8 protein-coding genes are annotated in these 11,300 nt (G+C 68.2%); 4 read left to right on the forward strand and 4 right to left on the reverse strand.

The window, feature by feature from the left end; genetic code table 11:
* From VGQ44_22060 to VGQ44_22070, 3 genes are all read right to left on the reverse strand, one after another.
* Nucleotides 1-1,526, reverse strand: a 1,526-nt coding sequence (locus tag VGQ44_22060; GenBank protein ID HEV8449523.1) for a hypothetical protein, incomplete at its 3' end; no start/stop codon positions are given.
* Nucleotides 1,527-1,537: 11 nt separating this feature from the next.
* Complete coding sequence (locus VGQ44_22065) at nt 1,538-2,722, reverse strand: M20 family metallopeptidase (GenBank protein HEV8449524.1); 1,185 nt, start codon at nt 2,720-2,722, stop codon at nt 1,538-1,540.
* Nucleotides 2,719-3,567, reverse strand: a complete 849-nt coding sequence (locus VGQ44_22070) for a hypothetical protein (GenBank protein HEV8449525.1) — start codon at nt 3,565-3,567, stop codon at nt 2,719-2,721. The genes VGQ44_22065 and VGQ44_22070 overlap by 4 nt, the downstream gene beginning before the upstream one ends.
* Nucleotides 3,568-3,630: 63 nt before the next feature.
* Here VGQ44_22070 and VGQ44_22075 point away from each other — a divergent pair, with 63 nt between their 5' ends.
* Nucleotides 3,631-5,265, forward strand: a complete 1,635-nt coding sequence (locus VGQ44_22075; GenBank protein ID HEV8449526.1) for a glycosyltransferase family 39 protein — start codon at nt 3,631-3,633, stop codon at nt 5,263-5,265.
* Here VGQ44_22075 and VGQ44_22080 read toward each other — a convergent pair.
* Entirely contained in the window at nt 5,231-7,345 is a 2,115-nt protein-coding gene (locus VGQ44_22080) for a TonB-dependent receptor (GenBank protein ID HEV8449527.1), read from the reverse strand. The genes VGQ44_22075 and VGQ44_22080 overlap by 35 nt on opposite strands.
* 91 nt (nt 7,346-7,436) lie before the next feature.
* Here VGQ44_22080 and VGQ44_22085 point away from each other — a divergent pair, with 91 nt between their 5' ends.
* The 3 genes from VGQ44_22085 (at nt 7,437) to VGQ44_22095 (ending at nt 11,228) form a co-directional block, all read left to right on the forward strand.
* Nucleotides 7,437-8,132, forward strand: coding sequence for a hypothetical protein (locus VGQ44_22085; GenBank protein HEV8449528.1), 696 nt, complete (start codon nt 7,437-7,439; stop codon nt 8,130-8,132).
* Between the two features lie 65 nt (nt 8,133-8,197).
* Entirely contained in the window at nt 8,198-8,530 is a 333-nt protein-coding gene (locus tag VGQ44_22090; protein HEV8449529.1) for a PadR family transcriptional regulator, read from the forward strand.
* A 10-nt stretch (nt 8,531-8,540) separates the two neighbouring features.
* Entirely contained in the window at nt 8,541-11,228 is a 2,688-nt protein-coding gene (locus tag VGQ44_22095) for an ABC transporter permease (GenBank protein HEV8449530.1), read from the forward strand.
* Nucleotides 11,229-11,300 lie beyond the last annotated feature (72 nt).

The following is an 11,300-nucleotide window of genomic DNA, read 5'->3' on the forward strand; positions in this document are numbered from 1 at the left end:
GTGCCGTTCGTCAGCGTGAGCACGAGCGACTTCGACCGCTTGTTCTGGTTGACGACCCCGCCCGTGTCCGGAACCAGCAGGTAGAACATCTCGGCGAAGTTGCTGCCTGCGCACGGGCCGCCCGGTGCCGTGGTCTTGGAATACAGGTCGCGCGGAAAGAAGAATCCGAGCGTCACGCCCAAGGCGCCCGGCGACGTGAGCTCGTTGACGGCGCGCGTGAAGAACATGATCACGCGGCCGTTGCCGTCGATGTCCGACGGCGTGCCGAACGCGGCGCGGTCGATCGGGTCGACGAGCGTGTCGAACGTCACGCCGATCGACTTGTACTCGTCGTCCGTGAAGCCGCCGGCCGGATTGCTCGTGTCGGCGACGATGATCGCCTTGTTCGTGATCGCGGCGACGCGAGCGACGCGGGGCTGCGGGTTGTCGCACGGGTCGGCGGAGTTCGCGTTGAGCGAGATAAGATCACCGACGGCCGGAATCGCCAGCGTCGTGGTCGCGCGCGCCGCGTCGAGGCTCGCGCGCCAGGCGGCGCGCCCGCCGGGACGGCGCATCGCCTCGGCGCGAGCGCGCTGCCTGAGCCGTCTCTCGAAGCTGTAGTCGATCGTGACCGGCGGTTGTTGCGTCCTCTCGTTCGGAGCCCCTGGGGAAGCGCGAAAGATGTTCGCCACAGGCAGCGCGAGCGGCGCGATCCCTTGTCCGCGGACCTCGAGCACAGTCGTCGCGCTCGCCACGCCGGAGTTGTAGTACGGGATGATCGCGTACTCCGCTCCGGCGGCGGACGAATGAACGCAGAAGCCGTCGCCAGAAACACCGGTGATCGTCTGGCCGATGGCGAGATCCACGGGGGTCGGCGCTCCGGTGCAGATCGATTGGCCGACCGCGAGGACCGTGACCAAGACGCTGTCGGCTTTCGGCCCCGACGTGGCGACGACCCAGGTCGCCGATCCACGCCGAAGTGCATGCACAAATCCCGTCGGGTCGATGCTGAGCAGCGTCGGATCGCGCGCGACGAGGACGGGGGCCGGAGTCGCGACGTTGCCGAACATGTCGAGGCTCGCCGCAGCAATTCGCGCCGAGTCCACGTTGACCGGCATGCGCACGCTCTTTGGCGACAGCGACAGCGTCGCCGTGGGTCCGGGCGCGCCCATCGCGTGGAACGTCACGCTGCCGCCTGTTCCGCTGACGCTCGCCGTGATCACGTTGTCGCCCGCGATCGTGCCGAGATTCCAGGTTGCCTTGGCCTGTCCGTTCGATCCCGTCGTCGCGATGCGCGGGCTCGTCGACCCGTTTCCTCCGGTGACCGCGAAGGCCACCGATGCGCCCGAAACCGGCCGCCCGGACGCGTCGGTCACGCTGACGACGAGGCCGCCGGGAATCGTGTCCCCGACGACCGCGGCGCGATTGAGATCGCTGACCGCGTTGAGATGCGCGGGCGGACCGCTCGACGGGGACGTCGAATCGCCGCCGCAGGCCAACGCCAGCGGAGCGCCTACAATCAACACCAGCCTTCGAGCCATCTTCACGGTCAACGAATCTATCGGATGGACCGTGAGGCGACCCGTGCGCATTCCGCTAAGACCGCGGCGCCGACGAAGAGCGATTCCTCGGACGGCACGAACATCGGCGAATGCGCGGGAATGACCGGGCCGCCGGGCTCGCGGGCGCCAATGCGAAGGAAACAACCGGGGATCCGCTCCATGTAGTTCGAGAAATCCTCGGCGGCGAGATTCAGAAACCCTAGTGGGACCACGTTGTTCGCACCCACGACCGCCGACGCCGCCTCGCGCGCCCACGTTGCCTGCTGAACCGGATTGACGACTGGCGGAGGACCGCGATCTATGGTGACACGCGCCTCCGTGCCCAACCCCGAGGCGACCGCCTCGGTCACCCGGCGCAGCTCTTCGTGCATGAGGGCGCGCGATCCCGAATCGACGGCGCGAATGGTCCCCGTGGCCCGTGCCCCGTCCGGAATGATGTTCGACGCCGTTCCGGCGTTGATCGTCCCGACGGTGATCACGCCGGGCGTGGCCGGATTGAGCCGCCGCGCGACGACCGTCTGAAGCGCCATCACGACCGCGGCAAGCGCGACGATCGGATCTCTCGCCTCGTGCGGGCGAGCGGCGTGCGCCCCTGCGCCGACGATCTCGATCTCGAACGTGTCGGCCGACGCGGCGAGCGGCCCGTCGTCGGCCACCACCTGACCGACGGTGAAGCGTCGATCCACATGTCCGCCGAAGATCGCGCGCGCATCGTCGAGAGCGCCGCTCTCGAGCACGGCGAGCGCTCCCTGCCCGACTTCCTCCGCCGGCTGCAACACCACGAGCACGTCGCCCTCGGCGGGATTCTCGGCGAGAAGCGCCGCCGCGCCCACGGCCCACGATGCGTGGATGTCGTGGCCGCACGCGTGCATCACTCCGGGAACCGCCGACGCGAACGAAAGGCCCGTCGCCTCCTGAATCGGGAGCGCGTCGATGTCGCCACGCAACGCCACGACCGGCGCGGAGCGCGTGCGTCCCGGAACGCGGGCGACCGCGCCCGTCTCTTTGACCCGTGTCACGTCGGACACGCCGATCTCGGCGAGGACCGCGATGAGCCGCGCCGTCGTCTCTGTTTCCGCGAAAGACAATTCCGGATGGCGGTGCAGATCGCGCCGGAGGGTCACCAGGCGCTCGCGGAGTTTCGGCGCGAACTGTCCGGCGACAGTTTCAGGAACGCTCATCGGCTGCCCCCGGACGCACTCCTGGCAACTCGCGAAAGCACGTAGTAGCCGGCCGTCGGTGACCCGCCGTCCGCCCAAAGAAACGCGCTCACGGAATAGCCGGAAGCGAGTCCCCAGCACACGCCTTCTCGCACGGAGACACGCCAACGCCCCGCCTCCTCCGGATTGGTCAACAGCAGCGTCTCCGCATCCGCGGGAACCTCCACGCGGACGCAGTGCGGAAGAATGGTCGCGCCGGTGACTTCGGCGATCCATTCCGACGTGACCACCGGCGACTGACAACAATCGAGCGACGACAGCGCGCGTTCCGACTCGGCGAGTCGCTCGGCGATCTCCTCGTCGCGAGTGGGCCATGCGACGATGAGTCGATCCGTGGGAACGCCCCCGTGCAACGGGCTGTCGGTGATTCCGTACATGTCGACCACGTACTCGCTGGCCCTCACGCCGAGCCGGTTCAAGTTGAGGTGCGCGTTGCGCGCCACGAGCGGGTCGAAGGTCCAGTAAATGACGTCGCCGCCGAGCTCGCGGACGACCCTTCGCTGTTCTTCCTTGAGCCGCCTGCCGAGGCCGAGATTTCGGGCCTCCGGCGTCACGGCGAGCATGTCGGACCAGTGGACGATCCGGCCTTTTTCGACCCCGGTGAGCCCAAAGACGAACCCGACGAGCCGGTTTCCGGGAGCGAAGGCGCCGAGCGCCACGCCGCCGACGCGCTGCGCGACCTTCAGGATGCTTGGAGGGATGACGTCGCTGAACCCCTCACCCCACGTCTCACACTGAAGCTCGACGCACGCCTGATACTCGTCTGGCCCGTCGAGCGAGCGAATCTCGATCGTCTCTGAATCCATGCGTCGGGCAGGGGTGGGCGGGCCGGTGAAACGTAGGGCCGGTGAATCGTCCTCTCAAGCAGAATGAGCGCGATCGCAAAGCCGTCGACCTCTCGGAACTGGACCGCCTTGTCGTGGACGATGATCCTCGCCGCGACGATCGCCGTCGCGTCCACGGCGCGCGTGTTCAGCGGCACCGTCGACGAGCCGGCGCATCTCGCGGCCGGAATGCAGTGGTTGACGACAGGCGAATATTCGTACGACCTGCAACACCCGCCGCTCGGCCGAATCGCCGCGGCGCTCGGACCGTACGTTCGCGGCGTTCGGTCCACCAACGACCCCGCCGTCTACGACGAGGGCGCGAAGATCCTCGGGTCGGGCGCGCGCTACTCGGACATGCTGGCGAGCGCGCGACACGGCGAGTTGGTGTTCTTCGTCCTTCTAACGCTCGTCGTCTGGTTCTGGGCGAGGAGCCTCCTCGGCGACGCCGGAGCCGCGATCGCGACGCTGCTTCTCGTCACGAATCCCAATGTGCTCGCGCACGCCGGCCTGGCGACGACCGACATCGCGTGTGCCGCGACGACCACGCTCGCGCTTTTCTTGGCGGTGCGATGGGTGGAGTCGCCGACGATGCCGCGCGCCCTCGCCTTTGGCGTGGGCGCCGCGCTCGCCGTGGGTAGCCGGCTCTCGGCGCTCGCGTTCGTGGGAGGGGCGCTCGTGGTGTGCTACGCGCTCTACGCGTGGGTCACACGGCGCGCGACGATCGACAAAGCCCGCGGCGCGCCGAGCGCGCTTGCTCAAGTGGGCGCGAGCGCGGCGGTCTTCCTCTTGGTGATCTGGGCGATCTATCGGTTCGCGATCGGGCCGATGCATCCGGGCGGCGCGAGTGTTCCGGCGCCGGCGTTCCTCGCCGGCGTGGACACGTTCCTACTGCACGGCAGTTCGGGACATCCGAGCTTTTTGCTCGGCACACCGGCGAATCGCGGTTGGTGGTACTACTTCCCCGTGGCGCTCGCGGTGAAAACGCCGATCCCGCTGTTGCTGTTGTCCATCGTGGGCGCCGCCGTCGCGCTGGCGGACGCCAAGGCGCGTCGCGATTGGCGAACGGCGGTTCCAGTCGCCGCGGCGCTCGCGATGCTGGCCATCAGCACCACGGTACGCGTGGACCTCGGCGTCCGGCTCATCCTCCCCATGTACCCGTTGCTCGCGATCGTGGCCGCACAGGGCGCGATTCGCCTGTGGTCGGACCGCGCGGCGCGCGCTGCTCGAGGGCGGGCGATGGTCGGCGCGCTGCTCGCGTGGTCACTGCTCATCGTCGTGCGCGCGCATCCGGACCACCTGTCGTACTTCAACGCGCTGGCGGGCGATCATCCCGAGCACGTGCTGGTGGACAGCAACCTGGATTGGGGTCAGGACCTGTATCGACTGCGCGACACGATCGTGGCTCGGGGCATTCGCGACACCGTACGCGTCGCGTACTTCGGGACCGCCGACATCTCGGCGGCCGGCGTTCCCAACGCGCGCGAGCTCGGACTTCACGAGCGCCCGACTGGTTGGATCGCGGCGAGCGAAACGTACCTCGCCGGCGAGTGGGTCGGCCGCGCGTACGACTGGCTGCTCGACTACCCGGCGGTGGCGCGCATCGGACCGTCGATGCGCCTGTGGTACGTGCCGCCCGCCACCGCTACCACGGATTCGTTGCGGCGCTCAGCCCGATGATGAAGGTTCGTCGCGGCGAGGGTTCGTAGAACTTCGTCGCGGCGAGCGACGCTCCCGTCGCGTTGATGGCGACGGACCCGATGTACTTCCGGTCGAACAGGTTCTGCACTCCGACGACGGGAGAGAGCCATGGTTTTCCGAACGCCGCCATGCCGACGACGCGCGCGTCGACGACCGTGAACGAAGGCGCCGCGGCGGCGTTGGCATCGTTCACGAACACCTGGCTCTTGGATTGCACGTCGGCTACCACGAAGGCGCGCGGCACGTGCCAGGTCGCGGCCGCTTGCCATTGCTGCTCCGGAATTCCCGGAATCGTCTTTCCAGCGAACTGAACGCCGCCGTTCACGAAATTGCGAAAGCGGAAATGTGAATAGGCGTACGCGCCGGTCAGCGTGACCGGCCCGACGTCGGTGAGCAGCTCGAGCTCTGCGCCTTCGCGGCGGGTGCGGCCGGCGTTGCGGTAGTAGGTGCGGCCATTGCCACCCGGAATCTGAAACGGAATCAATTCGTCGCGAACCTCGGTGTCGAACAGCGACGCATCGTACTGAACTCGGCCGAAGCCAAGCCCCTTCGCGCCGACCTCGTACGTGGTCGAGAATTGCGGCTTCAGATCGCGGTTGAGCCCCGCGGTGCCGTCGGCCTGGTTCCCGAGCTCCGTCGTGGTGGGCGTCTCGAAGGCGGATCCCATGCTCGCATAGACCGAATGGACCGGCGAGAACCTCCACGCCGCGCCGAGCATCGGGCTGACCGCCCTCATCGTGCGGTCACCGGAGTCGTTGCGCCCATCTCCGAAATAGTGATCGGTGAGGTCGAAACGCACTCGATCCGCTCGCACTCCGGCGCTGCCGCGGAAGCGGCCGAGCTCCACTTCGTCGCGAACGTACGGTCCAACGCTCGACACACGTTCTCGCTGGTCGAGCGAGATCGTTCCCTTCTCGACCGGCAGCGCCGGGCACGTCGCGTTGGCGGTCGTCACGCCGTTGCAGTTCGCCCAATTCTTTCGAAGATCGCTGAGCCACTGCGCGTCGACGCCGACGCTGAATCGGTTCTCGACGGAGTCGATGCGCCACGGGAGCGTGAGTCGCGCGCCCGCGCCCTGTTGATGCCGGTCGACGCGCACGATGGCAAACGTCTGCGGATTGTAGAGCGCACGCGTTCCACCGTAGATCTGACCCGTGAGCTCGCCGTCGCCGGCGATCGGCCGTCGCGCCGAGATGCCGAGCTGCACTTGGTGAACGGCCTTGCGTGCTTTCTTGAGAATCGACTGCGCATCCGCCTGTTCGGGCGCGCTGTCCGCCTGCGCGCGGGTGAGCGCGCCGGGGTTTTGCGCCACCGGCATGTCCAGCCCCATTCCGGTAAAGCCGAGCTCAGTGCTTCCGAGTTGCGTCGTCGAATGAATGAAAGCGTTGGTGAGCCGCTGCTGCGAGAAGTCGCGATAGCCGTCGCTCTCGGTCCGCCCGATGTTGCCTTGGTACATCATCGCGCCGGCTTCACCGCCAAAGAGACCCGTATAGCGCCGCAGTCCCGAGCTACCGCGCCACGAGCGCAGCTGCGCGGCGAACGGCGCATCAGGGGGCGGGCCCGAGCGCAAATCGATGACGCCGCCGGCGGCGTTTCCGTACAGCGCCGCCGCCGCGCCCCGAATGACTTCGACGCGCTCGACCGACTCGAGATCGAGGTAGTCGATCGGCGTCTGACCGTCGGGAAGCGTGAGCGGCATGCCGTCGCGAAGAAGGCGAATGCTGCGCGCGCCGAATTGCGAGCGCGCGCCGAACCCCCGCACCGAAATGCGCGTGTCCTGGGATGGATTCGTCCGATTCGCAATCGTGACGCCGGGGAGAAACGACAGCGTTTGGTCGACGTTCAGGTGAGCCTGTCCCGGCGCCAGCGAGTCGGGTCGCAGGTTCGCGATGCCGTACGGCAAATCCAGCGGCGATCGGCCGACGTCGCGCGTGACGGTGACGACCGGAGGCAGCTTCCGCGGCAGCGAATCTTGCGCCGCGGCCTGCCGGCCGCCGGCCGCCAGCCCGGCGACTACGATTCCAATTCCCCCTGCCTCAATTCCCAACCGATGGCGCACGTGACGAATCCGGATGACGACCACGCCAATCTACGCCTATGAACGCGCCCTCTCCATCGGGCGCGAGAGGCGCGCCGCGTAAATTTTTGCCGTGACCACAGACGACTCGCCAAAACCCATCGCGCTCAGTTGGAGCGGCGGCAAGGACAGCGCCCTCACGCTCGCCGCGCTTCGCGCCGACCCGTCGGTGCACGTCGTGGCGTTGCTGACGTCGGTCACGCTCGGCTACGACCGCATCAGCATCCACGGCGTGAGGCGGACCTTGCTCCGCGCTCAGGCGCGCTCAGCGGGCATTCCCCTCCAAGAGATCGTGCTCCAGCCGAACAGCTCGAACGAGCTGTACGACCACGCGGTGTCGTACGCGCTCGACACGCTCCGACAGACACATCCCACGCTCACGACGGTCGCGTACGGCGATCTCTTTCTCGAGGACGTGCGGCGGTACCGCGAGGATCGGCTCGGCCTTCTCGGATTCAGTCCGTCGTTTCCACTCTGGGGCCGGCCGACGCGCGACTTGGCCGAGGAGTTCATCGACCGCGGCTTCGAGGCGCGTCTCGTGTGTGTGGACACGACGCAGCTCGACGCATCGTTCGCCGGCCGCTCGTTCGATCGCGCCCTGCTCGAGGATTTGCCCGTCACCGTCGATCCGTGCGGCGAGCGAGGCGAATTCCACACGTTCGTCTCGAACGGCCCGGGATTCTCATCGCCGGTTTCGTACACGCTCGGCGAGGTCGTCGTCCGCGACGGCCGTTTCGCGTACTGCGACCTCCTTCCTGGCCACACCTAGTTGACATAGGTATGCCCCCGGGCGTATACCTCAGTGAACAAGGCCTTCGACCCGGAGCGACTCACATGGCCGGTTCCGATCTGTTCACTGGCACGCTCGACATCCTCATCCTCAAAGCGGTGTGCTGGGGCCCGCGCCACGGCTACGCCATCGGGCGCTGGATTCGCGAGACGACCTCGGAGGGCGTCATCGTGCAGGAGGGCGCTCTGTATCCCGCGCTGCACCGGCTCGAGCGCAAGGGCCTCCTCGAAGAGGAATGGGGCGTCTCCGAGACGGGGCGCGAAGCCAAATACTACAAGCTGACGCCCACGGGCCGCGCGCACCTCCGCGCGGAATCGAAGCGCTGGTCGAAATTCTCGGCGGCCGTCTCACGGGCGATCGACGCCGCGTCGGCGTAGCGGAGAATCGATGAAACGAATCTTCCGAAAGTCCGAGCCCGCGCGCGACGTGCGCGACGAACTGCAGTTTCATCTCGAGATGCGAGCGCGGGAATTCATGGAGCGCGGCATGCCTGAGGCCGAGGCGCGCGATGCTGCCGCCCGCGCGTTTGGCAATGTGGAGATGATCGACGCCGAGCTGAGCGTCGCGCGCGTCGTGCACGTGAATTCGCGCGAGCGACGGGACTCACTGCGCGAGCTGGGTCGCGACGTCGTCTTCGCCGCGAGGACGCTCCGCAAGAACCGCGGGTTCACGCTGGCGGCGTTGGCGACGCTGGCCCTCGGCATCGGCGCGGCGACGTCGGTGTTCACCGTCGTCGACGGCGTGTTGCTTCGCCCCCTGCCTTACGCGGACCCCGGCCGCCTGGCGATGGTGTGGCTCTCACAGAGTACGGCGGGCCCCGCGGATCAACTGCCGCTGTCCACCGGCTTCTACTCCGACGCCGAGCGAACGGGCCGCGCGTCGTTCGCGTCGATCGCCGCGTTTCGCTCGTGGCCGTTCACGCTCACGGGCGGGGGTTCCGGCGACGTCGAGCAGGTCTCCGGCGCGCGGGTGACGCCATCGCTGTTCGGGGTGCTGGGCGTCCGACCGGCGCTCGGACACGACTTCACGGCGCCGGACGGCGATTCCGGCGCGGCGCCCGTGGCTATCATCAGCCACGCGCTGTGGCAGCGGCGGTTCGGCGGCGACGCCGGGGTGGTCGGACGCTCGATCGAGCTCGGCGGAACGCCGTACAAGATTCTCGGCGTCATGCCGGCGGACTTCGCGTTTCCTCGCGGGGCCGAGCTGCCGACGCCGCTTCAATTCGGATTGCGCACCGACATCTGGACACCGCTCCAGCTCTCGGCGAGCGATCGCACCTTCTACGGCGCGATGAACACCTCGGCGATCGCACGCCTTCGGCCCGGCGCGTCGCTGGCCCGCGCCCACGGCGAGTTATCGTCGGCGCTTCAGCAATTTCTCAAGGTGAACGCGCCGAAGCTGAAGCTGGATTACAACCTCGTCACGTTGAAGGATCAGGCGGCGACGCACATCCGCGGCGGCCTCTACCTGCTGATGTCGGCCGTCGCGTTCCTGCTGTTCATCGCCTGCGCGAACGTGGCGAACCTGCTGCTGGCGCGCACGGGGGCGCGCAGCCGCGAATTCGCGCTGCGCACGACGCTCGGCGCGCGTCGGTCGCGTATCGCGGCGCAGCTGATCACCGAAAACGTGCTGCTGGCCGCGGCGGGCTCCGCCCTCGGCGTGGTGCTTTCCATCTGGGCGACACGGGCGATGCTGGCGCTCGTGCCGGGTTCGATGCCTCGGGCCGACGATGTTGGCATCGATTGGCGCATCGCCGGCGTGGCGGCGTTGCTCGCGATCGCGATCGGCGCGGCGTTCGGGCTCGCCGCCAGCACGCAGGTTCGCTGGAATCGCGTCGCCGAAACGCTTCGCGATCCCGGCGCCCGGGCCACGGGCGGCCGAGCGACTCGCTTCGGACGTCGCGCGCTCGTCGTCGCCGAGGTCTCGCTGTCGCTCGTATTGATCATCGGCGCGGCGCTGTTGGCCACGAGCTTCGCGCGTCTCCAACGCGTCGACCCGGGCTTCCGCGCGGATGGGCGGTTTACGGCGAGCATCACGCTTCCCATCGGGGCCCGCTTCGATCCGGTCAAAGACGCGGCGGCATGGGCGCGCTTCTTCGGCCAGCTCGACGAGCGGCTCGCCAAGACTCCGGCCATCCAGGCCTCGGGAGCGATCAGCGGACTGCCGTTGTCCGACGCCGCCGAAGGGGGCGGCTTCGCGATTGTGGGACAGCCGACGCCCGAGCCGGGGCAGGCGCCGCACACGGAGTACTTCGTCACGCAAGGCGAGTACTTCCGCGCCATGGGCATCAAGGTCGTCTCTGGCCGTGTGTTCGACGCGACCGACGTGCGCGGAGGGGCGCGTGTCGCGGTCGTGAACCGCGAATTCGCCAGGAAGTATTTCGCCGGCGCGGCCATCGGCCGGCAAATCATCCCGTACTTCGACTTCGTGCGCGAGCCGCGCACGATCGTCGGCGTCGTCGACGACGTGCAGTATGGGTCGCTCGATGCGCCAGCTACGCCGGAGGCGTACGTCCCGCAGCAGCAGATGTCCTATCCGGGGCTGAAAATCGTGCTCCGCGGCACCGGCGACGACGCGACGATGCTCTCGCTGCTCAAGACGGCGGTCCGCGAGATCGACCCGAAGCTCGCCGTCTCGAGTCCTCGGCCGATGACAGCCGTGGTGGCGGAATCGCTGGCCCGCCGGCGATTCAGTATGACGCTGATCGGCATCTTCGCCGGCGCGGCACTGCTGCTGGCGATGGTCGGCCTGTACGGCGTGATCGCGCTCAGCGTCAACCAGCGTCGCCGCGAGATCGGCGTGCGTGTGGCCCTCGGCGCTCAGCGACAAGACGTGATTCGGCTCGTCCTCGGTGAAGGGCTGCGCGTGACGGCGATCGGCGTGCTCCTCGGCGTGGTGACCGCGCGGGTCCTGAGTACCCTCGTCGCCTCGCTGCTCTACGGCGTGAGCGCGACCAGCCCGGCGATCTACGGGGCCGCCGCGGCGATCGTCGTCGTCGTGACGCTCCTGGCGACGTATGTGCCCGCGCTGCGCGCGACGCGGATCGATCCGAACCTCGCGCTGCGCGCGGACTGAAGACGGTTCACCCGAAAAGAAAGCGGCCCACCGAGGCAGAACTCGGTGGGCCGCGATCGTTCGTGCCGCGCG

Source organism: Gemmatimonadaceae bacterium (assembly GCA_036003045.1).
Classification (GTDB): Bacteria; Gemmatimonadota; Gemmatimonadetes; order Gemmatimonadales; family Gemmatimonadaceae; genus JAQBQB01.

Excerpts from the sequence above, each read along its gene's own strand:
- VGQ44_22065 (HEV8449524.1), bottom strand. The coding sequence starts at position 2,722 with ATGAGCGTTCCTGAAACTGTCGCCGGACAGTTCGCGCCGAAACTCCGC.
- VGQ44_22070 (HEV8449525.1), bottom strand. The coding sequence starts at position 3,567 with ATGGATTCAGAGACGATCGAGATTCGCTCGCTCGACGGGCCAGACGAG.
- VGQ44_22075 (HEV8449526.1), top strand. The coding sequence starts at position 3,631 with ATGAGCGCGATCGCAAAGCCGTCGACCTCTCGGAACTGGACCGCCTTG.
- VGQ44_22090 (HEV8449529.1), top strand. The coding sequence starts at position 8,198 with ATGGCCGGTTCCGATCTGTTCACTGGCACGCTCGACATCCTCATCCTC.
- VGQ44_22095 (HEV8449530.1), top strand. The coding sequence starts at position 8,541 with ATGAAACGAATCTTCCGAAAGTCCGAGCCCGCGCGCGACGTGCGCGAC.